The organism is Qipengyuania rhodophyticola (genome assembly GCF_042493225.1).
Lineage (GTDB): Bacteria > Pseudomonadota > Alphaproteobacteria > Sphingomonadales > Sphingomonadaceae > Erythrobacter.
Map to the genome: position 1 here is coordinate 1,521,119 of NZ_CP170454.1, position 25,716 is coordinate 1,546,834.

Genomic DNA, 25,716 nt, shown 5'->3' on the forward strand with positions numbered 1-25,716 from the left:
ACACTGATGTCAATTACTCAGTTGGCGCTGGTTTCCTCATATGTGATGCCGATTGCCTCAAGCTGCGGGCGCACTTGCTCTGCATCGCCGACAATTACCCATGTGAAGCGCCCAAGATCAAGCGCCGAACGCGCCGCTGCATCAAGGCTCTGCGCGGTTTGCGCGCGGTATGTGTCGGCCAATGTCTCATGATAATTGCTGGGGCGGCCATACGTGGCATTGCTTTGCATCGCGCCCAGCACTGCGGCGGAGGTTTCAAACCGCCCCGGCAGCTCGCGAATTTCATTGTTCACGATCCGGCTTAGCTCAGTTTCAGTGACGCCATTAGTGCTCAGGAAGCTGCTGATCTCCCGCGAAAGCTCAGTCAGTGAGTCGCCTGTACGGTCAGCCTGAACTGGCGCCTGCACGATGTAAGAAACCGCATTTTCGCGCAGCCTTACGCCGCCGCGCACGCCGTAGCTCCAGCCTTTTGTCTCACGCAGATTCATATTGAGCCTAGCGAGGAAATTGCCGCCCAGCGCATTATTGGCATTGAGCAGATCGACGATTTGCGGGTCCTGCGCCTTGGCGTCCGTCACCAGCCCGCCCAAAATGAAGCTTTGCGGGGAATTGGGGCGATCGACCAGGATTATACGCTGCGATGAAGGAGCCTCAGCTAAATTCGAGAAGTCCTTGCTTCCCTTTGCCGCTGCCGGTGCTTCCCAAGCGCCAAAGGCTTGTTCCAGCGCCGGCGTAAGCTCCGCTAAGGGCGTGTCGGACACCACAAATAGCGTCGCATTATCGGGGCGAATCCAAGCGTCTTTAAACGCGACCAGATCGTCACGAGTGATTGAGCTGACCGAGGCCACTGTGCCTTGACCCGCATCGCCGTAAGGATTGTCAGCGCCATAAAGCAGCGGCGTCAGCGTCCGGTTAGCAATACCTTGCGGTGTACGCATCGCCTGCTCAATGCCGGTGATAGTTTGTGCCCGTACGCGCTCTAGCTCGCCCTCATCGAAAGCAGGGTTGCGGACAATGTCAGTCATCAAATCAAGCGACGGTGCCAGATTTGCGGAAAGAGCCGTGAGCGTGAAGGTCGATCGATCTTGCCCGCCGCCAGTGTTGATCTCTGCACCCAAACGTTCACGCGCCTCGGCAATCTCCTTGGACGAAAGGGTTGTGGTACCCTCATCAAACAAGCTCAAAGCAAGGCCTTCAAGGCCCCGTTTGTCAAGCGGGTCAGCCGCAGAGCCTGCATCGAATGACAGCGCAACGCGGGTCACTGGCACGGCGTCACGCTGCGCGTAATGAACCTTCATCCCGTTCGACAAAGTGACCTCGGTAATATCTGGGAAATCCAGTGCAGACAGCCCGGAAATCTCCGGAGCAGGGCGCTCTTTCGTCACCACAAATTTGCTCTCTTCCTTGGCTGCAGAATTGCCGCCTAGGGCTTCCTCATAAGAGCCTTCGCGCTCGCCCGGCTCAAGCTGAATGGTGAGCGCAGGGCGGGTCAGCCATTTCAGCATCGCTGCTTGCACTTCTGCAGGGGTCAGCGTGGCAAGAATTTTCAGCTGATCGGCGAAGAAGTTTTGCGATCCAGTTAGAACCTGCCCTTGGGCGAGTGTGACGGCTTTGCCTCCAAAGCCGCCCACCTGTTCTAGCCCGCGAATGGTCCGCGCGACCGTGCGTGTAGCAGCGCGGCGAACCTCGTCTTCGGTCGGGCCTTCGGCAATGAACCGAGTGAGAATTTCATCCATGCGCGCTTCGACAGTTGCTGCCTCAACGCCAGGGCGGACAGTTGCGCCAATGGTTAGGATGCCAACGCGCTGGAATGCGAAATTGCCCGCGCTTACGCCAACAGCCAGCTTCTCATCGCGCACCAGTACATTGTCGAGACGGCTGGAAGAGAGACCGCCCAATATGTCTGCGCCCACGGTCAGCGCGACAAGATCGCGGCTGTCGATGCCCGGCGCGGTCCAATAGCGGCTGAGGTTGGTCGCCGCGACCTGATCTTTCATTACGGTGCGCACGTCTTCAGAAAGTTCGGTGATTTCAGCGGATGCCGGTGTGTTAACCGGACCGCGAGTGATCTCGCCAAAATACTTCTCGACGAGTGGGCGCGCTTCTTCAGGCGAGATATCGCCCGCCAGCACTAATGTCGCGTTGTTTGGCCCGTATTTGTCGCGGAACCAATTGCGCACATCTTCCATGGATGCGGCATCAAGGTCAGCCATCGAGCCGATGGGCGTGTGGCCATAGGGGTGGGGTTTGGGGAAGAGCTGTTCGACGATTTCGTAGAAAATGAGCCCGCCTGGCTGATTGTCGCCCTGTCGCTTCTCATTCTGGACAACGCCGCGCTGGTTATCGAGCTTTTCCTGCGTAACCGCGCCGAGCAAATAGCCCATCCGGTCGCTCTCCAGCCATAGCGCCTTTTCCAGTGCGCCGGTTGGCACAGTCTGGAAGTAGTTGGTGCGGTCGAAATTGGTCGTGCCGTTATAATCGGTCGCGCCCATTTCCTGCAGATATTGGAAGAAATCGCCCGGTGCGTTTTCCGAACCATTGAACATCAGATGCTCGAACAAATGCGCAAACCCGGTCTGGCCTTTGGGCTCATCCTTGGAGCCAACATTATACCACACGGCGACGCCAACTACGGGCGCTTTGCGGTCCTCATGGACGATCACGGTGAGGCCATTCTCAAGCTGAAACTTGGTGTTCGCAATGCTCACTTCGTCAATCAGTGACGCCAGCGGTGCGATCTCTTGCGCGCTATCGGTCGCGGCTGTGTGGTCATCAGCAAGTGCCGGCGAAGCTGTCGCAATAGCGAGCGCAGCCAGACTAGATGCGGCAAAGCGAATTTTCATGGTCTCTCCTAAGGGGAATAGAATCGTTATTGTGGTTTATTAGGCATTTATTGGCGGTGCGTCACGGTTTTGCGAGACTTGGCATTGGCGATCACGTCCTCGCGCCAAAAATGTACCGGTTTCAATTTGTGGTCGACATACAGCTGCATCTGATCGGTGTAATGCGGGCTTTCTGGCCGCGTGGTGGCAGCGCCGAAGGGTTGGATTGAGCGTGAAGTTACGCGTGCGCCCTCATCAGCGTCACTGCCATTTGGCCATTCGACCCATTGGATAAAGCTATCGCCGTGGATCAGGCTGAGGCGGCCATCATCATCCACGCGCCATGTGGTCGAGGCGCGCAAAGTGTCCGAACCGCCGTCAAGCGGCAAATCGACATCACCCTGACGCAAGCGCAGCAGGTCTGACATTGGCGGATCGATCCGTCCAAAGTGCTCCATCAGATGGTCCACGGCCTTGCGCAAATGCTCCTCTACATCAGGCGCTGACTGCTTGTTCTGGTATTCTGCCGACATGAAATCGCGGATCATGAGCAGGGCCAGCGCGTCCGCCGGGCCTTCGTTATCGGCGGTAAAGTCCCACTCCAGCAGCAATTCGCGCGCCTCATGCATGGGAAGCCCTTGCTTCATATGAGGCACGCCGAGATCGAGCGCCTCAAGCCCATCCCAGAGCTGCGCAACATAATCTGCGCGCTCATAGACCATGTCATATTTGATCCGGTGGAGGTTTTCGCGGTCAAGCACCTCAGTCTCGCTCATAAGCCTCCATGCGCGCCGCGAGCGATTGGTCTGCTTCAGCTCCACGCCCAAAACGGGTGAGAAATCAGCAGGATCAAGATCGCTGCCCGCGCCCGCCGCGGTGTAAGGCTCATTATTGGCGTTATAGAGCCAGCCTGATGCGGGGTTGATCAGCTTGGGAATTTCCGCATAGCCCACCGTACCTTCCCAAATCAGGTCGGAGCGATTGCCCGGCAAGATATTGCGCCAATCGGCCTCAACCTCATCAAGCTCAGGCCGGTCTGGGATCGCCGCATTATAGACATAGGCGATGTTGCCCGCCTCATCGGCATAGATGAAATTTGTGCTGGGGATGGCCATGCGCGCGATCTGGGCCTGCCACTCTTCAAGATTGGTCGATTTGTTGAGGCGGTAATAGGCATCGAGCTGATCAAGCCGGTCCATGCTGGCATAGCGAAACGCATAAGCGCCGTTATCATTGATGATTACGGGGCCATGGACGCTGCGACGGACAGTGCGGCGGATGGGCAGGGTTATGGGGCCAAGCTTGACCGGCAAGGTGACAATCTTGCTTTCCAAATCGCGCCATTCGCCATCGAGTTTGTAGCGCGTGCCGCTCTCATCCATTTCCAGCTCATAGACATCAATCATGTCAGGCCGGTTCACCGTATTCGTCCAGCCAAGGTGCCGATTGTGGCCCAGAAAGGGGAAGGGCGAGCCAGGGAAGTTTGCGCCGGTAAAATGCCAGCCTTCCTCGCTCTCCACAGACAATTCATACCATGCGACGCCGCCCCTTAGCGGCTGGTGTGCGTTTGAAATCAGCGTTGTCGGCCCACCTGATTTGTCTGGACGGACGGCAAAGGCATTGGATCCCAGCAATCCAGCATCCTCGCCCCATGGCAGGAGCTGGCGCAGTGCGGTCTCCTCCGGTGGCTGAGCGCCAGGCCTTGCTGTTGGGACCGCTTCGCGCGGGAAACCGGGAATGTCTGGGCCAAACTCCCGGCGCAGCGGCTTGCCCTCGACCAAGGGTTGAATGACATTGTTCAGGCCGAAGAAGAACGGCTGACGCAAGGCAAAGCCAGCGGCGATATCTTCGCCAGTGACCGGGAAGAGCCCGCTGAGTTTAACCTCGCTGGGATTGGCTTTGGCAAAGTCGTTAAGACCCACCGCATAGGCCTCAAACAAGGCGCGTGTATCTTCAGGCAGTTTTGGATATTCGCGCGTTGCTACTCCGCGTGCATCAAGCAGGTGGTAGACATAATCAATCGCTGCGCCGTCTTGTCCGGCGATTGCGCCATATCGTCCGCGCGCCATCGCCGCGACATCTTGCAGCGTGAAGAAATCATCCTCGGCATGAGCAATCGCCACGCCATAAGCGACATCGGCATCGGTCTTGCCATAGATATGCGGCACGCCAAATTCATCGCGGATGATCTCGGCAGAATAGGCCTGCGATGCGGTGCGCGCATCATTCTCACCGGCCCAAAACGGTTCCCAAGTGGCTAAGGCGATAAACCCAGCCAATAGCAAAGCCAGGACACCAAAACCGATTTTACCGAGCCAACTCATGTATTATTCTCTCCCTGCTCTCACGTGACGTCATGACATGCGGCGCGCGCATTGCAAAGCCTTGCAATGTTAGGTTTTGATGAGAGCCCGATGGACGAGTGCCCCCTTGTCGCGCGGGTTAAGGGTCCTATATCTGACTAACACACCTCGGCGCGGCATCGCCCCGCGCCAGAAATCAGATAGAGGACGCTTGATGGATCTCGAAAAATTCACCGACCGCGCCAAGGGTTTTTTGCAAGCCGCTCAGACGATTGCCATCCGCATGAACCACCAGCGGATTGGCCCCGCGCACCTTCTAAAGGCGCTGCTTGAAGACAATGAAGGCATGGCCAGCGGGCTTATTCAAAAGGCTGGCGGCAATGCCAAATTGGCGGTGGATGAGATCGATACTGCGCTAGCCAAGATCCCTGCGGTGAGCGGCGGCGGAGCGCAGCAAACGCCGGGCCTCGATAACAATGCCGTGCGCCTGCTCGACAGCGCGCAGCAAGTGGCCGAAAAAGCCGGCGACAGTTTCGTACCTGTTCAGCGGTTATTGCAAGCGATGGCGCTTGCGAGCGACACCGATGCGGGAAAGGCCCTCAGCGCGGCGGGCGTCGATGTGAAGAGCCTTGAGGTGGCCATCCAAGACGTGACAGGGGGGCGCAATGCGGACAGCGCCAGCGCGGAAGAAAGCTATGACGCGATGGAGAAATACGCCCGCGATCTGACGCAGGCGGCGCGCGACGGGAAGCTTGATCCGGTCATTGGCCGCGATGAGGAGATCCGCCGGACGGTCCAGATTTTGGCTCGGCGCACCAAGAATAATCCTGCTCTGATAGGCGAGCCCGGCACAGGTAAAACCGCGATTGCGGAAGGGCTTGCCTTGCGAATAGCCAATGGCGATGTACCCGATAGCCTCAAAGGGCGCACTCTGATGTCGCTCGATATGGGCGCGCTAATTGCAGGCGCGAAATATCGCGGCGAATTTGAGGAACGGCTTAAATCCGTTCTCGACGAGGTGAAGGGTGCGGATGGGCAGATCATTCTGTTCATTGATGAGATGCATACGCTGATCGGGGCGGGCGCGAGCGAGGGCAGCATGGATGCCTCAAACTTGCTCAAGCCAGCGCTTTCACGCGGAGAGCTGCATTGCATTGGCGCGACCACACTTGATGAATATCAGAAATATGTCGAGAAAGACCCCGCGCTTCAGCGGCGCTTCCAATCGGTATATATCGAAGAGCCGAGCGTTGAGGACACGATCAGCATCTTGCGCGGCATCAAAGACAAATACGAGCTGCACCACGGTGTGCGTATCACGGACAGCGCGATTGTCGCCTCCGCGCAGCTTTCCAACCGCTATATCCAGAACCGCTTTCTGCCCGACAAAGCCATCGATCTGATGGATGAGGCCGCGAGCCGCATTCGTATGGAAGTAGAGAGCAAGCCAGAAGAGATCGAGGCGCTGGATCGCCGGATCATTCAGCTCAAGATTGAGGAACAGGCGCTTGGCAAAGAGAGCGACGCTGCGTCCAAGGACCGCCTCGAAACTCTGCGCAAAGAGCTGTCCGAGCTGGAGCAGGAGAGCAGTGAGCTGACCACGCGTTGGCAGAATGAACGTGACAAGATCCACGCGGAAAGTCGCATTAAGGAAGAGCTGGACGCCGCGCGTATCGAGCTTGAGCAGGCCGAGCGGGAAGGCAATCTCGCCAAGGCAGGTGAGCTTTCCTACGGCACAATCCCAGAGCTTGAAAAGAAGCTCGACGAGGCCGCTGGTCAGACGGAGAATGCGCTTCTGCGTGAGGAAGTGACTGAGGATGACATTGCCAGCGTGGTTTCGCGTTGGACGGGCATTCCGATTGACAAGATGCTCGAAGGCGAGCGCGAGAAGCTGCTCCAGATGGAAGAGATTATCGGCAAGCGCGTGATCGGCCAATCCGATGCGATTGTCGCGGTATCCAAAGCCGTGCGCCGTGCGCGGGCCGGCTTGCAAGACCCGGGGCGTCCGCTTGGTTCATTCCTGTTCCTCGGGCCCACTGGTGTCGGTAAAACCGAGCTTACCAAGGCGCTCGCCGGGTTCTTGTTTGATGACGACCAAGCAATGGTCCGCATCGACATGAGCGAATTTATGGAGAAACATGCGGTTGCCCGGCTAATCGGCGCGCCTCCCGGCTATGTCGGCTATGAAGAGGGCGGGGTGTTGACCGAGGCGGTACGGCGTCGGCCCTATCAAGTGGTGTTGTTCGATGAGGTTGAGAAAGCGCATAACGATGTGTTCAACGTGCTGCTCCAAGTGCTTGATGATGGCCGCTTAACTGATGGGCAGGGCCGCGTGGTCGATTTCAGCAACACGCTGATCATTTTGACCTCAAACCTCGGCAGTCAGTTCCTCGCCAATATGGAAGACGATCAGAAGGTCGCTGATGTCGAGCCGCAGGTGATGGATGTGGTGCGCGGACATTTCCGTCCCGAATTCCTCAACCGCCTAGACGAGATCATCCTGTTCCACCGCTTAGCAATGGAGCATATGGCACCGATCGTGAAAATTCAGGTCAATCGCGTGCAGAAGCTGCTGACCGATCGGAAGATCACGCTAGACTTAACCGACGGAGCGCTGCGTTGGCTCGGGCGAGTTGGCTATGACCCGGTGTACGGCGCAAGGCCGCTTAAACGGGCGGTGCAGCGCTATGTACAAGACCCGCTGGCAGATATGATCCTCTCGGGCGATGTGCCTGACGGTTCAACCGTGCGGATTGACGAGGGCGATGGCGCGCTTAGCATGGTGGTCAGTTAGCGGTTAGTGGACAGGTAGACCTCCGCATAGTTAGGTTGGTGGGCAAGCTACGGTAATGACGTCACATGTACCGAGTCCAAGGCGGAGATCGACAATATGAGAAATAGACTTATCGCAGTCGGTGCTCCTTTGTTCGTGAGCACGGCTGCACTGTTCGCTGTTCCAGCAACCGGCCAGTCGGCGGCACAGGACGAAACGGGGCGTCCCGCTCTTTTTGATGATCTGCTCGCATGTCGAGCCATCGAAGAGATTGCCGAGCGTGCGCAATGCTATGATGCGAGAGTCGATGCGCTGGCTCAGGCTGAGGCGAATAATGACGTGATTATCGCGGACAGAGAAGACGTTCGTGAAGCACGAAAAGGGCTCTTCGGTTTTCGTGTGAGTGACATTCCCCTCTTTGGATCGAGCAAAGATGACGAGGAGGATGAGGTAAAAGAGGTTGCATCCGCGATCGCCTCTGCGCGGCAGTTCGGCCGGGGTAAGTGGCGCGTGCGGCTAGCCAACGGTTCAGTTTGGGAACAGACAGATAGTCGCAAGTTGGTAAGGGCACCGCGAGAAGGCCAGAAAGTGATCGTAAGGCGCGCAAGCCTTGGCAGCTTCATCCTTAAGATTGGCAGCAATCCTGCTTTGCGCATGCGCCGCGTTGAGTAGCTTTAGTCGAGAAGGGGCTTGGAATTGATCATGTGATCGCAACCTTGCTCCACTAATTTTCGACCAAGCAAACAAAAAAGGGCGGGATTGCTCCCGCCCTTCTTCAATTAGATGTTGTCAGATCGCTTAGAAACGAGCTGAAATACCTGCCGTATAGCGGCGGCCAAGGATACCTGAGTTGAAGGTATTCGTCGCAGCTGATGGGAACGGCGCCTCTTCGTTGAAGAGGTTGTCAACAGTCAGTCGGAACGTGAAGTTGTCGTTGATTTCCTGGCTGAACGTCGTGTTGATCAGCAGGTAGTCGCTCAGCACGTCAAACGGATCGACTTGCGCTTCATCATTGTCGAAGACAGATGACGAGAAGTACACGCCGTTCACCGAGAAGGTCGAACCATCGATACGATATGTCAGCGTGGCGTTAGCCTCGTGACGGAAGTCAGCAACTTCACCGTTAAAGTCGGTGAAGGAGTCAACAACCGTTTCGTTCGATTCGTCCTGATAGAAGTAACGAGCCACAAGACCCAGATTACCAAGATCAGATTCGCCGCCAAACAAGTCCGACACATCGAAATTATACCGAAGCGTCGCTTGGAGACCGGCGAAGTTCACCGCACCCACGTTCGAATCGCCAGTCAGCGCTCCAGTAATTTGCCCAGTGCCGTCGCGTGTAAATTGATTACACGTCGGCGCGTTCGGGAAATTCGGACTATCGAAGCAACTTGCCAGAATGTCCGTGAGGTCAAGCGTCTCAATCGCGTTTGTCAGCTCAACATCAATCCAGTCAACAGCGAGGCTGAAGTTCGGAATGAACCGCGGCTGGATGATTACACCGGCCGTCCATGCCTGTGACGTCTCGTTGACCAAGTTCGGGTTACCCGCGCTAGTGATCTCTTGAGATGCATCTTCAATGGTCGACTGGAACGTTGAGGTGTCAATCCCGATCGATGCACAGTTCGCTGCACGTGTCGCCGGATCTGGACCATCGTTTACAGTGTCAGCGTCACATGGGTCATCCGCAAAGGAGAAAACGCTGACCGCTGGCAAGAACAACTCTGTGATCGCTGGCGCGCGCACAGATTCGGTGTAACTGCCGCGGAATGACACGTCTTCGATTGGAGCGAATACGCCGCCAACTGTCCAGGCAGTGCCGGATCCAGCCAGGCTGTTATCGATAAAGCGGATCGATCCATCGAATTCCAAACGGTAGAAGAATGAGTCATTCTCAGGTTGGATGACGGGTACGAACAGCTCGCCGAAGAACTCATTCGTTTCAAACGCACCAACGACTTCAGCAATCGCGACCGAACGGCCAAGACCTTCTTGTAGGAAGCCATCAGGGGTGAAGCGTGCGCGCTCACGACGGTTCTCATAACCAATGTTGAATGACACTGGGTTGCTGAAAATGTCGAATGGCGAACCACCGACGTTCGCGTTGAAGATCCGCTGGGTGTTCTGCGATTCTGATGTCACGCCAGTTGTGACAAAATCGATTGCTTCCGCAGAGGGGGCACCGTCACCAAACAGATTGAGCGGCACACAGCCTGAGACCGCGTTAACGGCTTCCGGCGTGTTCGCGACGTTTGCAGATGTTGATGCCGCAGCTGCTCCGTCGCGCGTCACACGGCAAACGATGTTGCCATCAGCGTCGGTAACCGCATCAACCGCGTTGATGAAGTTCTCCTGCACCAGAGACGTGCTTGTAGAGACCGCTTGCGAGCGACCGTAATTGTAAGAGACCTGCCACTGGTAATCGCGGCCACCAAGTTCCAGGTCGCCTTCGAGACCGAAAACCGAGCGGAAAAGGTCCAATTGGCCAAAGTTAGGGTTCCTACCACCAAGCAAGTCCAAGCTTGCCCGCTGCAGAGAGAATTGCGTGTCGTCATCGACGCCATCGCCATCTGTGTCGAAGTTAAGTACTTGAACCCCTGCCGCATCAGCCAAGTTCCCCGGCGAGAGAAGCACGCCGCGCGCTTGATCATTGAGGAATGGATTGCTGAGCAAAATGCCAAGGCTGCCAGAATCACCGCCGAAAAGCTGTGATTGGAAAACTGGCTGGTTGGCAAGTTCTGCAGCATTCGTGTCAGCATAGTTCGCTTCCATAAAGAAGCGGACATTGTCGGTGATATCATAATGCGCAGTTGCAAATAGCGTTAGGCGCTCAAGTTCCGAAGCAATTTGAGCGGTTTCGGCAAGATTGAGACCGTCGCCGCCCTCAGAGTTAACTGCGCCAGAGGTCGCACCAAGATCAAACGGGACCAAATCACCGTTTGAAGCAAATTGGACGATCCCGCCACCAGGGCCGGTGAAGCCAGCGCCAAATGCTGGCAAAGCGCTACCGAAAGTGAAGCCCTGTGTAGGGATACCGCCACGTGTCAGCGCGGAGATGCGCCGCCCTACAAGCAGGTTATCACCCGAACGGAAGAGCTGCGCTGCTGTCCGGTCACGTGCTGTCGATAAAATGCCCTGTGAATCCGTGTACTCGAAGTTAACAGCAATGTTACCGCGGTCTTCCGCGAAGTTGCCGCCCACAGTAACAGATGCGTTGAGTGTTTCGCCATCACCTTCTTCGAAGATGCCGTATCGAGCGCTTGTTTCCACTCCCTCAAAGTCATCCCGAAGGCGAAGGTTTACGGTGCCAGCCACGGCGTCTGAGCCGTAAATGGTCGCGCCACGTGCAGTCAGAACATCGACGCCTTCGATAAGCGAGACCGGAATAACGTTCAGATCAACCTGCAGGCCGGAAGCGGCGCCGCCAAAGTTCGACGCTGTGTTCGATGATACGAACCGGCGACCATTGACGAGTGTCAAAGTACGCTGAGAGCCGAGACCAAACAGGTTGGCAAAGTTTTGGCCAACAGAGAAGCCAGCCTGACCTCCGTTCGACGAAACAGAAAGACCAAAGCCTGGAATTTCGTTCAGTACTTCAGAAACATTGTTGAATTGGCGCTGCTCGATTGTGGCGGCGTCAATGCTCGCGATAAGCGGTGCTGCACCTTCAACCTCAGGCCTCAAGATGCGAGAACCTGTCACGGTGATTACCGGGCCTTCAACAGCGGACTCTGTATCGGTGTCCTCTGCCGTCGCAGCATCTTGAGCAAGAGCAGGCGATGCAGCAAGTGCAATCGCAGCCATGCCGGAGCTGGCAAGCAGCTTGAAGCGAGCCGAGGCGCCCGCGTTCGCAGTTAATTTCATATCAAATGTCCCCAACGACTTTGTTTGGTCTAGCCCCAAATTCGGAGCGTAGATTTTACGACTGTGCGTCGGTCCGGCAAGAGACTCGACGCAGTGGAGTAGAATGCGGACATGCAACCTGTATCGCAATGCTCAAGGCAGTACGGTTTCAATTGAAAGTAGTTGTGTAGCGAAATTGCAACATTATCAGCAGGTCCGGCATGACTTGTGGGCCCAATATTGCGTTTAGCGAGCGTGCAACTGGTGAGATTAGTATTTTGACCAACCTTGCAATCCGTGCCGCCAGCGCACCTATAGGGGCCTATTACCTGAAGCCTTTCCCACACCAATGACTCAAGATGCTAGCGCAAGGTGAGCTCGAGCGTCGAAGAGGATACGAACAAAGTTGTCAAAGACGCCTGAAGGTTGGGCGCGCGCCAGATAAGCGAATTTTCGATCTTGGCGTTTGCAGGATATATATCTTGAGTAGCATTGACGAGGTCTCCCGATATTGGGTTTCGCACAAGATTTGCGTGAGCATCACTTGAGCAAGGGTGGAATTTCGTTCAGTTTTGGTCTCAATTTGCGGGAGCTTCTACCTTGGCACGACCCAAAGCACTTTCTTGTTATGCTACGGCAATAGGATTGGCAGTGTATGCGGCGCCGCTCTTCGCGCAATCTCCTAGCGGCCTTGTTGAAAGCTTAGAGGCCTGCGCAGCTGTCAAGGAAGACGCTGCCCGATTGGCGTGTTACGATGCCGTCGCAGTGGGAGCGCAGGCTGCGTCGGAGGCCGAGGTCGAGCGGAAGCGAGTTCAAACAGTTGAAGATTTCGGTTTGTCGGAATCGCAGAGGTTAGCGAAAGAGTCGAAGAGGTCGGCTCAAAATCCTGCTCTAGCGGATGGGCAAAGCGGTGAGTTGCAGACGGGAGAGCCCGGGCAAATCTCCTCAACCGTACTGGAAATCTACACTGATCGTCGTTCTACAAAGCGCCTTTTCATTTTGAAGAATGGCCAAATTTGGCAAGAGACCACGATTTCCCGGATGAAGCGGAATCCGAAGGAAAGCCAGGAAGTCACGATTAGTGAGGCGAGATTTGGCGGCTACCGCCTACGCGTGGAAGGCAAGAAAGGTTTTGTTGCAGTTAAGCGCATAAAGTAGAGGCTTATTGCTCCGATGGTTTATAGTACGGAAGTTGGCTAGTGATGCTGGAAGACGCTGCGAACTGGCCTCATCGCTTTGATTTATCGACAAAATCACTTAATTTCATTCATGTGCCACGCCGGCTTCATGCTGATTGCACGTTTATTACCGACGAACATCTTCCATCTAATCTGCCAGTAACGAATTGCGCGATGGATGCCATCGAGCAGAGACTGCCCGAGCAGCCGGCTCCGGTGCATTTCGTGTTTCATTCAGCTTATTGTTGTTCAACGATGATCGCACGGGCATTGGACCTCCCCGGGATCGCAATGGGGCTTAAGGAGCCTCAGATACTCAACGATCTTCTCGGCGCATCTCGGCGTGGATTGAACGGTGATGAGTTTCGCAAAGCACTCGACGTCTCCCTCACCTTACTTGGTCGGACCTTCCAAAATGGTGAAACCAATGTCGTCAAGCCTTCTAACATTGCTAACCCCCTAGCAGAACTGATTTTGGAACTACGGCCCGATACGAGAGCCTTGCTTCTGTATGCACCCATAGATTCCTATTTGAAGTCGATCGCCAAGAAGGGAATGTGGGGGCGTCGGTGGGTCCGACAGGTGATAATTTCCACGATCGAAGATGGCATGCTGATCGGCGGGTTTGAAGGTCAAAACTTGCTTGAGCTCACCGATTTGCAAGTCGCCGCGATCGGTTGGCTTTCGCAACATGCCTTGTTCACCCATCTCCAATCTCGTTTTGGCGAAAGTAGGATAAGAACACTCGACAGTGTCAGCTTGCTTGCTGACCAATCTGGAGTGATGCGGCAGCTCGTCACTCACTTTCAATTGCGGGTACCAAACGACCAATTCATCCAGATGATGAATGGGCCTGCGTTCACTACACACTCAAAAGATAGCTCCGTTGAGTTTGATTCTGGCAAACGTGATCAAGAACAGGCGGACATGGCCGAGATTCACGGCGAGGAAATTGACATGGTTGCTCAATGGACCCAAGCAGTTGCGCAAAGTCAGGGGCTTAGTCTTAGTCTGCCTGGGGCACTGCTGGTCTAAGCTCGAGGCTCAAACGCGATTTTATTCAGTTAATTTGGAAGCGAAGTCGCGCGCATATCGTCAACAAAGTCATTCGCACGCTTGTTACCTTCGGTCTGGACCATTTTCCATTCGCGATTGGTCATGCAAGTTCGCTTACGTTGAGCTAGAGAGCCCATGACACGTTCCGACCGACACTTTACGTAGTCTGGGTGGTTCCGATCAGTGATTTTCTCTTCTTTGCCTTTCTTCGTAGCCACCTCGGCGGCGGCTTCTTTGGTTTCATCAGCGAGAGCAACGCTCGCTGACCCTAGCGAGAAAACGCCAAGGGCGGTTGATGCGGCGAAACAGGCGATTCTTGATTTCATTGCGTTGATATCTCCCCCTTGGATGGAGGCTTTCTAACATAGTTCAAGACATGAAAAAAGGGCGGGAAAAATCCCGCCCTTCGTTCATCTAATTCCCGATCTGAGATCAGAAGTTAAACTTGACGCTCGCGCTATAGCGACGACCGATCGCATCATAAGTCGATGGATAGGTGTTGCCGCTGTTGAACGCTGTTGAACCGATGTTGTTACCGACAACGGTTGGTGCGTTATCGAGTAGATTATCGATAGTCACAGTGAACAAGACGTTCTCACTCACGTCCCACTGACCAGTCAGAGAGAAGTAGCTTTCAGCAGGAATGTTCTGGAAGTCTACATCGCCAAAGAGTGGTGAGTTGCCTTGGAAGGCCGGGCCGTTGCCATTGAGGATATCATCTGGCTCCTGCTCAACACCGCTCAAATATCTCCAGCGCAGTGACAGACGGAACTCATCGTCAAATGACACTGTAGTCCGTTGGCTGAATGTGAACTCAGGTTGAATTGAGCCGCAGTTCACGCTGAAGAAGCCGACACAATCGCGATTGATTGAGTCTGGGTTAGCAGGGTTCGTGTTGAAGATATTCTCGTTGGTCCACGTACCGTCAAACGAGAGTGACAGACCGATTGTATCGGTGAGGTCAGTCGCATAATTTGCGCTAACGTCGATACCATCTGTCTGGATCAGGCCCAGGTTCGAAAGTTGTAGGATCAATCCAGGCACTTCGTTTGGAGCACCTGCGAGAGCACCTGTAGTTGCACTACGCTGGATCAGGTCAGTACAGTTTGGATCGGTTGCGCTAGCAGCGGTGATGTTGTTGAAACAACCACCAATGATATCGCCCACTGCAGGAGTGGTGATCGCGTCTGTCACTTCAATGTTGAAGTAGTCGACTGAGAACGAAAATCCAGGAAGGAAGTCCGGCTGAGCAATGAAGCCAACAGTCCAAGTCTTCGCTGTTTCTGTTCCGAGATCCAAATTACCACCAGTCGTCACGTTAATCTGACCGGCGGGTGGAGGCAGAATGCCGCCGATGCTGGTAGCAGGAGCGCCCTGCGCAACACAGACTGCAGTCAGCGCAGCGTTTCCTACTGGAAGAGCGCCCTGACAAGGGTCAGTTTGAAGGTTGCTCAGACCGGTTGTTACCGGTGTGAACAGCTCACCAATGTTCGGTGCACGTGATGACCGCTGATAGTTACCGCGGAATTTGAGACCAATGATTGGTTCCCAGGCACCACCAGCTTTCCATGTGAACTCTGTACCAGCCGTTGAGTAGTCGGAATAACGAGCACCCAACTCAACTGTCAGACTCTCTGCGAAAGGCACACCCTCAAAGACAGGGATGAACAGTTCACCAAAGACGTCAGCTACGTCGTAGCTACCGTTAATGTCTGGAGCGGCACCGCCGCCACCAACAACCGCGCCTGGGGTCTGTGAAGCTTCATCAGACTGACGGGTTGCTGTGAACTCGCGATACTCACCACCAACAGCGAAGCTGACTGGTGAAGCCAGGATACCAGTATCCAGATCACCAGAAATCGTACCGTTCACAGTCGCGATTGACGTGCCAGTGATAACTTGCTGCGTCAGTTGGAATGTGTACGCCACTTGCTCCGGCGTCAGCGTTCCAGCTGGACCAAACAAGTTGATTGGGACACAGCCAGCTTCGGCTGTTGCGCCAGCTGTCGCAGAAGCTGCGCAAGCCGCACCGCCAGCGCCATCAGGAACAGCGATCAGGGCATTTTGCAGACGCGCGAAGCGGGCAAAGCCGCTTTGGCGCTGGATCCGCTCTGATTCGCCATATGTGCCAGACACATCCCATTCGATGTTATCAGTGATACCACCGCGCGCACCGACAACAAAGTTGAACAGCGTGGAGGTGAACTCTGAGTTACGTGTACCAGCTTCGATTGAACGACGACGAACCTGGCTGGCAAATTCGACATAGTCTGGGTTAGCCGAACCGTCTGCAAGTGTAGCACCAAATTGAGTGTTACGTGCCGCGTCGAAGTCAGCACCTACAAGGCCAAGGCCCGCACCGATACGTTCTGCGATTGCATCAGGGATCAGTGGGTTGTTCAGGTTGAGCGTGTAGGTGTTGAAGAATGAACCACCAGGCGCGATCTGTGTTTTAACAGTTTGCTTCGAGAAAGCAGCCTGTGAGTACACTTCAACTGCGTCAGATACTTCGTACCGCGCTGATCCGAACAAGTTGAAGCGTTCGAAGGGCAGCTGGTAGTAGTTGAACGGGTTAAAGTTAAACGGCGTTGGGTTGAATTCACCGTTATCAAGGAAGTTGGTTGGATCATTTGAAATGATGTCCGTTCCGCCGTCATTGATCTGGGCTGCAACGCCACTGGTGAACCCAAGACCGTTGAAAGTCGAACGAACTAGGTTGCCGTCAGCGTCAACTGTACCGTCGCGGAAGAGTGTTCCGGAGAGAACGGGACAGGTGGCCTCATCTGGGAAGAGAGTTTGATCACAGATTGAGGCCGGATCAATCAGCGAGTTGAAAACGATGTTCGCTGGAACAGCGTTAGATGAACCGCCTGGGTTACCAGAGAACGAGCTCACGTTGTTTTCGCCAGTGAAGCGAGCACCCTGAAGTACATCGCCCTGATCTTGGTAGCCGAGGCTCAGGACAGCGTTACCGCGACCATCATCAAAGTTTGAACCAAGGGTCAATTCAGCGCGATAGCCCTCAGCATCGCCTTCTTCAGCAATGGTCGAGGTGAAGTTCGCTTCCAAACCTGCGAAATCACGCTTGGTAACGAAGTTAACAACGCCAGAAACCGCGTCAGCACCATAGGTAGTTGTAGCACCACCAGTCAAAATGTCGGTGCGCTCAATCACAGCAAGTGGGATCGAGTTAAGGTCGACACGACCTGTCGTATCGGCAGGAACAAAGCGGCGACCGTCGAGCAATACGAGGTTACGCTGGGAGCCGATACCGCGAAGGTTAACAAACGAAGAACCACCATTCCCGTTGTTCACGGCTGAACCGATGCTTGGAACCGCAGAAGGGAGCTCACGAAGGAATTGTTCGGCCACATTCGTCTGGCGAAGTTCCAGCTCTTCCGATGTGACCACACCAACTGGGCTCGAAAGGTCCAGATTTGGGTTGGTGATGCGCGAACCAGTAACAACGATCGCGTCTTCTGGGTTCACCGCTTCCGCGTCAGGCGCTTCTGCCGATGCTTCAGCTTGTGCGAAAGCAGGTGTCGAAGCAAGGCAAATGCCGATCGCTACCGAAGCCGTACTGAGCTTTAAATTTGTTAACTTTTTCATATGGATATAACCCCATTCGTTGCAATTTAGACTAGCTAAAATTGCTCCCTCAAATTATGGTCAAGGCATGCAAAAAACGCATTAACCTTCAGTAACCAAGATTAAGGTTGAAACCTGAAATTGTACGATAAATGACCAATCACAAATCATACAACATAGGCCGACCCAATCCCTATTAGCGTCATTGGCTCAGGCGGCGGCCCATGTGAAGGCGCGGTATGATCTTGTGAGAAATTACCAAATGCTGTGTAGCGCTCTTGCAACAGTCGGTTCTTATCGCCGTAAGCGTTGTCCAGTGAGGAGACTGACCCCGTCACTGCACACGCAATCCGTCTGATAAAATGGTGGTTTGCGGTAGGGTGCTATTCGTCACGGTTAAGTTTATCCGATTTTCTTGACGTTTACGGAAGCGGCAACTAGGCCTCTGTCAAAAGCAAATTTCACGAAGGAACGCCCTATGACCACAGCCTATATTGTCGATGCCGTAAGAACTGCTGGTGGGCGGCGCGGCGGCCGTCTTGCGGGTATCCACCCAGTTGATCTGGCGGCGCAGTCTTTGGACGCGGTGGTCGAGCGCAGCGGGATCGACCCCAAGGCGATTGATGATGTGGTGATGGGCTGCGTCATGCAGGGCGGTGAGCAGGCGATGCAAGTTGGCCGTAATGCCGTGCTTGCGACCAAGCATTTGGGTGAGGGCACACCGGCTGTTACAATTGACCGGCAGTGCGGCTCATCCCAGCAAGCGATCCAGTTCGCTGCACAAGCAGTCATGAGCGGAACTCAGGATGCGGTGATCGCGGCAGGTGTTGAGAGCATGACCCGCGTACCGATGGGCTCAACCGCGATGTTTCACATGAAAGAGGGCTTGGGCAATTACAAATCGCCGGCCCTTGAAGAAAAGTATCCCGGCATTCAGTGGTCGCAATTTGTTGGCGCTGAAATGATCGCGAAGAAGCACGGTTTTTCTAAGGACGAGCTCGATGAGTTCGCACTGGGCAGCCATGAAAAAGCGATTGCCGCGACTAATGGCGGCGCCTTTGCGAATGAGATTGTTCCGATAGCGATTGAAACGCCCGAGGGTGATGACACACATACTGTGGATGAGGGCATCCGCTTTGACGCGACGCTTGAGGGGATTGCGGGCGTTAAACTGCTTAGCCCGGACGGCGTGGTTACCGCGGCGACCTCGAGTCAGATCTGCGATGGTTCCAGCGCGGTCTTGGTGGTGAATGAAGAAACGCTTAAGACCCATGGCCTGACCCCAGTGGCGCGCATTCACAACCTCACTGTGACGGCGGGCGACCCGGTGATCATGCTCGAAGAACCACTTTTTGCGACTGACCGCGCTCTGGAGCGAGCTGGAATGAAGATCGATGACATCGACCTTTACGAAGTGAACGAAGCGTTCGCTCCGGTCCCAATGGCGTGGCTCAAGCACACGGGCGGCGACCCGGATCGTCTCAACGTTAATGGCGGAGCGATCGCTCTAGGCCATCCGCTGGGCTCTTCGGGCACCAAGTTGATGACCACGCTTGTCCATGCGCTGAAAGCGCGCGGCAAGAAATACGGTCTTCAGACCATGTGTGAGGGCGGCGGCGTTGCTAACGTAACTATCGTTGAATCGCTTTAATCTTTTCGGCCACGCTGGCCCCACTATTTCGAATTTTCAAATCTGAGAGGAAATACTCATGGAAGTATCAGCCAACACACCTGCTGTTGTAACGGGCGGCGCATCCGGCCTTGGCGCAGCAACTGCTCGGGCGCTCGCCGCGAAAGGCGCGAAAGTCGCCATCTTCGACATGAATGAAGAAAAGGGCGAGGCCATGGCCGCTGAGATCGGCGGCGTGTTCTGCAAGGTCAATGTGACCAGCGATGAAGACGTGGACGCAGGCTTTGCCAAAGCACGCGAAGCACATGGCCAAGAGCGTATCCTGGTGAACTGCGCAGGGATCGGCAATGCGATCAAAACCGCTAGCCGCGATAAGCAATCGGGCGAAATCAAGCATTTCCCTATCTCTGCGTTCGATTTTGTTATTCAGGTGAATCTAATCGGCACATTCCGCTGCATCGCAAAATCGGCTGCGGGAATGATGACGCTCGATCCGTTGGGCGAAGACGGCGCGCGCGGCGCGATGGTCAACACGGCATCGGTTGCGGCGGAAGATGGCCAAATGGGCCAAGCAGCTTACTCAGCCTCTAAGGGCGGCGTTGTCGGTATGACCCTGCCAATCGCACGCGACCTGATGCGTGAGGGCATCCGCGTGAATACAATCCTGCCGGGCATTTTTGAGACCCCGCTGATGAATGCAGCGCCGCCTCAGGTGAAGGAGGCGCTGGCCGCATCTGTCCCGTTCCCCAAGCGTCTCGGCCTGCCCGAAGAGTATGCTAAGCTCGCGATGACGATGATAGAAACCGGCTACTTCAATGGCGAAGATGTCCGCCTCGATGGCGCTATTCGGATGGCGCCGAGATAAGCGAGAAGAAAGAGGGAGGGGCGGCGAACAGGCCGCCCTTTTCATTTGCAGAGAGGAACCACCGCCATGACCGACTTCACTCAGATCAAGCTCGATATTGACGACAAGATTGCGACGATCACGCTTAATCGGCCTGAGAAGATGAACGCCTATACCCGGACTATGGGTCAGGAGATCATGGCTGCGATGGACCAGATCGATGCCGATGATGATGTGCGCGCGGTGATCTTTACAGGCTCGGGCGACCGGGCCTTTTGCGCTGGCGCTGACCTGACGCCGGAAGGCGGCGGGCATGTCTTTTCTGATCCAACTGAAGTGGAGGACTTGTCGGATCCGAAAGTGCGCGATGGCGGCGGTCTCCTCACCTTGCGCCTCTTCGAAAGCAAGAAGCCATTGATCTCCGCCTGCAATGGTGTTGCGGTGGGTGTCGGCGCGACGATGCAATTGGCGATGGACATGCGTCTTGCCGCTGACACGGCGCGCTATGGCTTTGTGTTTGCGCGGCGCGGGATCGTGCCAGAGGCTGCATCGAGCTGGTTTCTCCCCAAGATCGTAGGGATCAGCCAGGCGCTTGAATGGTGTTATTCAGGCCGCGTTTTCGATGCTGAAGAAGCCAAGGCCGGCGGTCTGATCCGGTCCATCCACGCACCGGCTGACCTGATGTCCGCTGCCCAGGGCCTCGCGCAGGAAATTGCAGACAACACCTCGGCTGTCTCTGTCGCGATGACGCGGGCGATGATGTACCGCCTATCTGCCGCCGATCATCCGATGGACGCGCACAAGATTGATAGCCGGGCCATTTACCGCCTCTCGCGCGGTAAGGATGCGAAAGAGGGAATTGCGAGCTTCCTTGAAAAGCGAGCTCCAGAGTATCCTGCAAAAGTTAGCGAGGACATGCCTGATTTTTACCCGTGGTGGGACGAGGCCGAATACGACTAGGCTCTCCTCCAAGGGGATATTGGCAATGTAGTTTCGAGTGAAACTTGAATTTGCACTGCTGCGAGCTAATGTCGCGTAATGCACGCACCAAAGCCCCAGTCAAAAATGTCGCCTAAAACGACACCATCCAGAAGTCTGGCCAATTTTCTTCCCTATCAGCTGTCGATCGCCTCAAATGCGGTTTCGGCACGGATAGCTAAGCAATATCATGCGCGTTTTGGCCTGAATGTGATGGAATGGCGGATTATGGCGGTGCTCGGTGATGCTGGCGCATTGACGCAGCGGGAACTCACGCAAATGACGTTGATGGACAAGGTGCCGGTTAACCGCGCATGCAAGGCTCTGGAAGATCGCGGCCTAGCCGCGCGCCGCCCCAATGAGAATGACGGGCGCTCGCACTTGCTCGAGCTAACCGAAGAGGGCCGCTCGGTTCATGATCGCATCATGCCATTGGCTGAAGCGATTGAGGGCGAGCTCTTCGGCGCTCTGAGTAAGCACGACCAGCAGAAATTGCGCGATCTGCTGATTTTGATCCGCAAGGCTGCTGGCGAATTTGACGATACGGCGCTGAGCTAGAGTGACGGTAAGACGTTTAGAACGTCTCGTTTCAGCACTCCCAGCAAACTAACAAAAAGCCCGAGCAGTCGCGTGACTGCCCGGGCTTTGTTTTCCCGTAGTGGGTATCTTAGGCAAGAGTATCGCCTGAGAACGCATCCGAGATCGAACAGGCCGCTGGACCAAGGATCACGATGAAGAGCACAGGCAAAATGAACAGAATGAGCGGGACTGTCATGATAGCCGGGAGACGCGCAGCTTTTTCTTCAGCGCGCATCATCCGCTCGTTCCGAAATTCAGCTGACAAAACACGCAATGCGCTTGCCAGCGGCGTACCATAACGTTCGGTTTGAACCATGGTCGTAACAACGCCCTTTACCGCTTCCAAATCCACGCGATAAGCAAGGTTGTCGAAGGCATGTTTCCGTTCGCTGAGGAACGAAAGCTCAATCGCCGTCAGGGCAAATTCGTCACCTAGTTCTGGGTAAGCCCGTCCCAACTCTTTAGCCACGCGATTAAACGCTGCATCAACGGTCAGACCGGCTTCTGCGCAGATCACCAGCAAGTCGAGTGCGTCGGGTAGGCCTTTACGGATTGCATCAGTACGCTTTGAAGCGAGGTTCTTAAGGTAAATCTCCGGCCCTTTATAGGCGAGGAAGGTGACCACGCCCAGAGCTGCAACACGCTTGAACTGCCACTCGGGATAAATCTCGACCAGGTACAAGAGTACAAAAGCAAGACCACCAAAAATCACTGGCAGGATCAATCGCAGACCGATCAGGATCGGGGCCAGCTCTTTATTGCGGTTACCCGCCCAAGCGAGCTTTTGCTGCATATCTTCGACTTGCGAATCCTGCAGCAATTTCATGCTGCCGAGCGAGTCTTTGAACTTGTCAGATGTCTCGCTCTTGCGAACGAGGCTTTGCCGCTTCTTGGCTGTTGCGGTTACAATGCCGGCCTTGAGCTGGTCGCGCCGCTCATTCAGCGCTTTGACGCGCTTGGCCATGGGGTCTTTGATAGTGACCGCAGTGTAGATCGCGAACATCACTGCTAGGGCAGCAATGGCTGCTAGCAACGATCCGACCAGAATAACGTCGAAGCCGAGGAGGGTGGGGCCCTGAGGTGTATCCAACATGACTTTAGTCTTTCCTCACTCAGATTTCGAAGCTGACCATTTTGGCCATGATGAAGACGCCAATGCCCATCCAAACGAGCCCGCCGAGACCAGTTACGATCAGGCGATCATCACTAAAGAAGCCGCCAATGTACCCCGGGTTGATCCACCAGATCATGCCGAAGACGATGAACGGTAGGGCGCCAACGATGTAAGCCGATGCCTTGGATTCAGAGCTCATCGCTTTGATCTTCAGTTTCATTTGGCTACGTTTGCGCAGCACGTCAGCAAGGTTGGACAGCGTTTCCGCCAAGTTACCGCCGGTTTCGCGCTGAATAGCGAGAGTGATGCAGAAGAAGTTGAACTCCGGGATGCCAAGGCGATCAGCGGTTTCCTGAAGCGACTCTTCCATTGTGCGTCCGATTTTGATCCGCTCAACGATGCCTTTAAACTCAACGCCTACCGGACCAGGAACTTCTGTTGCGACCACAGCAAGCGTCTCGGTGACAGGCAGGCCTGAACGCAGGCCCCGAACTAGCAGTTCAATGGCGTCAGGAAACTTGCTGTTAAATCCGTTTGTACGGCGGTTGATCATGAAGTTGACGACCAAATGAGGTAAGCCAAGGCCGATTACTCCGCCTACGCCCAATGCAAGCGCCAAGGCGCCCGACTTGAGGTAGATCGGCAAGCCTATAAGTACTACAAGCCCCAATGATGCATAAGCGTATTGGCTGACAGTCCAGCCTTTGCCAGTTCGGTCAAGCCTGATGGCTAGCGCTTCTGTCCGTGAAGTTGCACCTGCGGCCATGTTGAGCTTGGGTTTACGGGCTGCAATCGCCTTTTTGAGCTGCGATTCAACCTTTGTGTCGGTGCTTTCCGAATGGCGATAGCGCAAAGCGTCGAGCCGGCGTTTGCCAGCTTTCGCCGGAGATGGGCCTGCGACCGCGATATACCCGATCACAAGCAGAGCCATAACTCCTGCTACTATAAGCGCGAGCTGAATGATGCTCATGCGTTATCTCCGTCCCAACTCAGTGTTCTACGTCCACAGGCCGGGTGCGAGGCATTGGCCGCGCATCCCGATCTTGTGACGCTCTTAATCAGCAGCCGCAGGAGCGGTGTCTGACTTGTTCTTTTTCGCCAGCAATGACTTAATGTCGAAGGATGCCAGAAGTGACTTCTTCGAAGCCGAACCACCTTCTTCACCATCGTCGTCAGAGGCACCCATGATACGCTCTCCAAGAGCGTTCATTTGCGCTGCTACCTTGGATTGCGGGTTCGCTTCCAAGAATGGCTGACCCAATTTTGCTGCGTTTGCAGCGCCCTTGGCGTCGAAAGGAATGGTGAAGTCGATCGAACGTTCAATCGAGGCTTCAAAATCAGCTTTGCTGATTTCCTGTGCGCCGGATTGGACCTTGTTAGCAACCACAATTGGTACTGCATGCGCTGCATGGCTCTTCAGCCATGACAGAATGCGGATAGAATCGCGCGCAGCTGCCAAAGTCATTTCCGTTGCAACGACAACCACATTAACATCGCCCATCAAATGCGGGAAGTTAATCAGCATGTTGCGCGGCATATCGATCATGGTCATTTCGAACGCATGACGGAACTCTTCTTCCAATTGGAGGAAGGCTGCACCATCAGTCATCAGAGGCGAGTTGATCGGTGCCTCCGCTGAGAGAATTGCCAGATTATCATGTGCGCGGATCATTGCCCGCTCGATAAACAGACCGTCAATCCGGCTGGGATTGTCGATCGCGTCGGTCAGACCGCGACCCGGCTCCAGATCAAGCGCGAGTGCGCCTGTGCCGAAGTGAATGTCGAGATCAAGCAGAGCGGTTGGCATGTTATGCTGTGTGGCGAACATCCAGCTAAGCGAAGTCGCCAGCGTTGATGCACCAACACCGCCGCGTGTGCCCACTACTGCTGTAGAGATATGGCGCTCGATCACCTCCTGCTCGCCGCCTTTAGGGGCTGCGAAGACGGCCTGGGCTGCATTAAGCGAATCGCGCAGGGCGCTCGCTGATAATGGCTTCAGCAGATAATCATGAATGCCGCTTGCGAGTAGATCGCGGTAAAGGCGAACATCATTGACCTGGCCGATGGCGACCACGACAGTGCCGGGTTCGCAAACCTCTGCCAAAGCGTTGATGTCGTTCAGCGGGTCACCGCTCTCGGACAAATCAACCAGCAGAATGTTTGGGCTAGCACTGACTGAGAGCGATTGGACTGCATTGCGCAGGCCTCCCTTGTTGCACTTTTCCGGTGCCCAGCCCAGTTCAATTACGACAGGGCGCAGGACGTCGAGCGCATTCTCATCGCAGATAAATGCTGCGAATGGATCACGATTTCCGGGCATGCCGGCTTTCCATGGAGCGTTCATGACTTAGTTTCCTCCCCCAGCTGTGCCGCCGCCGCCGAGGCCACCTGAGCCGGTTGGCGCCTGATTGCGGAAAGCTTCGATAGCCTTAGTTGACGTTGTAACAGTGGTTTCGTCGCTGCCATCTTGGCCCTCAATGAGGTCCTCTGGATTCGCGATCATCGCCGCCAGATTTGCATTGGTCGAACAACCGTAGTTCGAATGTGTCTTGTTCGAGAAGTTCAGATCAGAATTTTCTGACCAGTCTGGACAACCTGGAACAGATGCCGTCGAGCGAATGATTATAACGCGGGCTTGGCCAGGTTGAATAAACTGCTCGGTCACTGGTGAACCGTCCGCGACAAGCACACCGTAACGGCTAGCCAGTCCTGCGACGACGTCACGAGTTGCAGGGTTCTTTGCGGGATCATCGAGAGAAACCCGGTCGCCATAACCAAGTTCCATAGTCTCGAACCAGCCATCAAGGCGCTGCTGCTCATTGACTGACATTCCGCCAGCATTTGTTGCAAGATCCAGTGTCATGGTGCTGCGTTCAACGACCGGCTGATTAACGCTGTAAAGCGTGCGGTTCAGGGTGGAGCCGCTACCGCCGCATGCTGTGAGGGTTAAGCCAAGCGAAACAACAAGCGCGCTTGCCACATTTCGTTTCATAGATTTGCGCATTATA

Annotated in this window: 16 protein-coding genes; 8 read left to right on the forward strand and 8 right to left on the reverse strand. The window is 55.1% G+C overall.

Translation table 11 applies throughout. The features are described 5' to 3' along the window. Nucleotides 1–17: 17 nt before the first annotated feature. Together ACFCXQ_RS07220 and ACFCXQ_RS07225 are read right to left on the reverse strand one after the other, a co-directional pair. Entirely contained in the window at nucleotides 18–2,843 is a 2,826-nt protein-coding gene (locus tag ACFCXQ_RS07220; RefSeq protein WP_379554467.1) for a M16 family metallopeptidase, read from the reverse strand. 47 nt (nucleotides 2,844–2,890) lie between these two features. Beyond that, the gene (locus ACFCXQ_RS07225; RefSeq protein ID WP_379554469.1) at nucleotides 2,891–5,146 is read right to left on the reverse strand and encodes an acylase; all 2,256 of its coding nucleotides are present in this window, start codon (nucleotides 5,144–5,146) and stop codon (nucleotides 2,891–2,893) included. A gap of 193 nt (nucleotides 5,147–5,339) precedes the next feature. Here ACFCXQ_RS07225 and clpB point away from each other — a divergent pair, with 193 nt between their 5' ends. Both clpB and ACFCXQ_RS07235 read left to right on the forward strand, forming a co-directional pair. Continuing rightward, entirely contained in the window at nucleotides 5,340–7,919 is a 2,580-nt protein-coding gene (clpB, locus tag ACFCXQ_RS07230; RefSeq protein WP_379554470.1) for an ATP-dependent chaperone ClpB, read from the forward strand. Between the two features lie 96 nt (nucleotides 7,920–8,015). Continuing rightward, entirely contained in the window at nucleotides 8,016–8,570 is a 555-nt protein-coding gene (locus ACFCXQ_RS07235) for a hypothetical protein (protein WP_379554472.1), read from the forward strand. A gap of 126 nt (nucleotides 8,571–8,696) precedes the next feature. Here ACFCXQ_RS07235 and ACFCXQ_RS07240 read toward each other — a convergent pair whose 3' ends face one another. Then, nucleotides 8,697–11,762, reverse strand: a complete 3,066-nt coding sequence (locus ACFCXQ_RS07240; protein ID WP_379554473.1) for a TonB-dependent receptor domain-containing protein — start codon at nucleotides 11,760–11,762, stop codon at nucleotides 8,697–8,699. Between the two features lie 630 nt (nucleotides 11,763–12,392). Between ACFCXQ_RS07240 and ACFCXQ_RS07245 the strand changes: the two genes are divergently transcribed. After that, nucleotides 12,393–12,899 (forward strand): hypothetical protein, encoded by a 507-nt coding sequence (locus tag ACFCXQ_RS07245; RefSeq protein WP_379554475.1) that lies wholly within the window; start codon nucleotides 12,393–12,395, stop codon nucleotides 12,897–12,899. Between the two features lie 41 nt (nucleotides 12,900–12,940). Then, nucleotides 12,941–13,954, forward strand: coding sequence for a hypothetical protein (locus ACFCXQ_RS07250; RefSeq protein WP_379554477.1), 1,014 nt, complete (start codon nucleotides 12,941–12,943; stop codon nucleotides 13,952–13,954). A gap of 453 nt (nucleotides 13,955–14,407) precedes the next feature. On the opposite strand, the gene ACFCXQ_RS07255 is transcribed toward ACFCXQ_RS07250, so the two are convergent. Next, complete coding sequence (locus tag ACFCXQ_RS07255; RefSeq protein WP_379554479.1) at nucleotides 14,408–17,584, reverse strand: TonB-dependent receptor domain-containing protein; 3,177 nt, start codon at nucleotides 17,582–17,584, stop codon at nucleotides 14,408–14,410. A 457-nt stretch (nucleotides 17,585–18,041) separates the two neighbouring features. Between ACFCXQ_RS07255 and ACFCXQ_RS07260 the strand changes: the two genes are divergently transcribed. The 4 genes from ACFCXQ_RS07260 (at nucleotide 18,042) to ACFCXQ_RS07275 (ending at nucleotide 21,573) form a co-directional block, all read left to right on the forward strand. Continuing rightward, complete coding sequence (locus ACFCXQ_RS07260; protein WP_379554481.1) at nucleotides 18,042–19,214, forward strand: acetyl-CoA C-acetyltransferase; 1,173 nt, start codon at nucleotides 18,042–18,044, stop codon at nucleotides 19,212–19,214. Nucleotides 19,215–19,272: 58 nt separating this feature from the next. Then, nucleotides 19,273–20,058, forward strand: coding sequence for an SDR family NAD(P)-dependent oxidoreductase (locus tag ACFCXQ_RS07265; RefSeq protein ID WP_379554482.1), 786 nt, complete (start codon nucleotides 19,273–19,275; stop codon nucleotides 20,056–20,058). A 66-nt stretch (nucleotides 20,059–20,124) separates the two neighbouring features. Next, nucleotides 20,125–20,997: a crotonase/enoyl-CoA hydratase family protein gene (locus ACFCXQ_RS07270; RefSeq protein ID WP_379554484.1), complete on the forward strand. Its 873-nt coding sequence runs from the start codon at nucleotides 20,125–20,127 to the stop codon at nucleotides 20,995–20,997. Nucleotides 20,998–21,102: 105 nt separating this feature from the next. Beyond that, nucleotides 21,103–21,573 (forward strand): MarR family winged helix-turn-helix transcriptional regulator, encoded by a 471-nt coding sequence (locus ACFCXQ_RS07275; RefSeq protein ID WP_379554486.1) that lies wholly within the window; start codon nucleotides 21,103–21,105, stop codon nucleotides 21,571–21,573. A 109-nt stretch (nucleotides 21,574–21,682) separates the two neighbouring features. Here ACFCXQ_RS07275 and ACFCXQ_RS07280 read toward each other — a convergent pair whose 3' ends face one another. From ACFCXQ_RS07280 to ACFCXQ_RS07295, 4 genes are all read right to left on the reverse strand, one after another. Continuing rightward, complete coding sequence (locus ACFCXQ_RS07280; RefSeq protein WP_379554488.1) at nucleotides 21,683–22,687, reverse strand: type II secretion system F family protein; 1,005 nt, start codon at nucleotides 22,685–22,687, stop codon at nucleotides 21,683–21,685. Between the two features lie 19 nt (nucleotides 22,688–22,706). After that, complete coding sequence (locus ACFCXQ_RS07285) at nucleotides 22,707–23,678, reverse strand: type II secretion system F family protein (protein ID WP_379554490.1); 972 nt, start codon at nucleotides 23,676–23,678, stop codon at nucleotides 22,707–22,709. Between the two features lie 84 nt (nucleotides 23,679–23,762). After that, nucleotides 23,763–25,052, reverse strand: coding sequence for a pilus assembly protein CpaE (locus ACFCXQ_RS07290; protein WP_379554492.1), 1,290 nt, complete (start codon nucleotides 25,050–25,052; stop codon nucleotides 23,763–23,765). A gap of 3 nt (nucleotides 25,053–25,055) precedes the next feature. Continuing rightward, on the reverse strand, nucleotides 25,056–25,700 hold the full coding sequence (locus ACFCXQ_RS07295) for a CpaD family pilus assembly protein (protein ID WP_379554494.1): 645 nt from the start codon (nucleotides 25,698–25,700) through the stop codon (nucleotides 25,056–25,058). Between the last annotated feature and the right edge of the window lie 16 nt (nucleotides 25,701–25,716).

What these genes read in the sequence shown, in the direction of transcription:
- ACFCXQ_RS07220 (WP_379554467.1), bottom strand. Translation starts at nt 2,843, where the DNA reads ATGAAAATTCGCTTTGCCGCATCTAGTCTGGCTGCGCTCGCTATTGCG.
- ACFCXQ_RS07225 (WP_379554469.1), bottom strand. Translation starts at nt 5,146, where the DNA reads ATGAGTTGGCTCGGTAAAATCGGTTTTGGTGTCCTGGCTTTGCTATTG.
- clpB (WP_379554470.1), top strand. Translation starts at nt 5,340, where the DNA reads ATGGATCTCGAAAAATTCACCGACCGCGCCAAGGGTTTTTTGCAAGCC.
- ACFCXQ_RS07235 (WP_379554472.1), top strand. Translation starts at nt 8,016, where the DNA reads ATGAGAAATAGACTTATCGCAGTCGGTGCTCCTTTGTTCGTGAGCACG.
- ACFCXQ_RS07240 (WP_379554473.1), bottom strand. Translation starts at nt 11,762, where the DNA reads ATGAAATTAACTGCGAACGCGGGCGCCTCGGCTCGCTTCAAGCTGCTT.
- ACFCXQ_RS07255 (WP_379554479.1), bottom strand. Translation starts at nt 17,584, where the DNA reads ATGAAAAAGTTAACAAATTTAAAGCTCAGTACGGCTTCGGTAGCGATC.
- ACFCXQ_RS07260 (WP_379554481.1), top strand. Translation starts at nt 18,042, where the DNA reads ATGACCACAGCCTATATTGTCGATGCCGTAAGAACTGCTGGTGGGCGG.
- ACFCXQ_RS07265 (WP_379554482.1), top strand. Translation starts at nt 19,273, where the DNA reads ATGGAAGTATCAGCCAACACACCTGCTGTTGTAACGGGCGGCGCATCC.
- ACFCXQ_RS07270 (WP_379554484.1), top strand. Translation starts at nt 20,125, where the DNA reads ATGACCGACTTCACTCAGATCAAGCTCGATATTGACGACAAGATTGCG.
- ACFCXQ_RS07275 (WP_379554486.1), top strand. Translation starts at nt 21,103, where the DNA reads ATGTCGCCTAAAACGACACCATCCAGAAGTCTGGCCAATTTTCTTCCC.
- ACFCXQ_RS07280 (WP_379554488.1), bottom strand. Translation starts at nt 22,687, where the DNA reads ATGTTGGATACACCTCAGGGCCCCACCCTCCTCGGCTTCGACGTTATT.
- ACFCXQ_RS07285 (WP_379554490.1), bottom strand. Translation starts at nt 23,678, where the DNA reads ATGAGCATCATTCAGCTCGCGCTTATAGTAGCAGGAGTTATGGCTCTG.
- ACFCXQ_RS07290 (WP_379554492.1), bottom strand. Translation starts at nt 25,052, where the DNA reads ATGAACGCTCCATGGAAAGCCGGCATGCCCGGAAATCGTGATCCATTC.
- ACFCXQ_RS07295 (WP_379554494.1), bottom strand. Translation starts at nt 25,700, where the DNA reads ATGAAACGAAATGTGGCAAGCGCGCTTGTTGTTTCGCTTGGCTTAACC.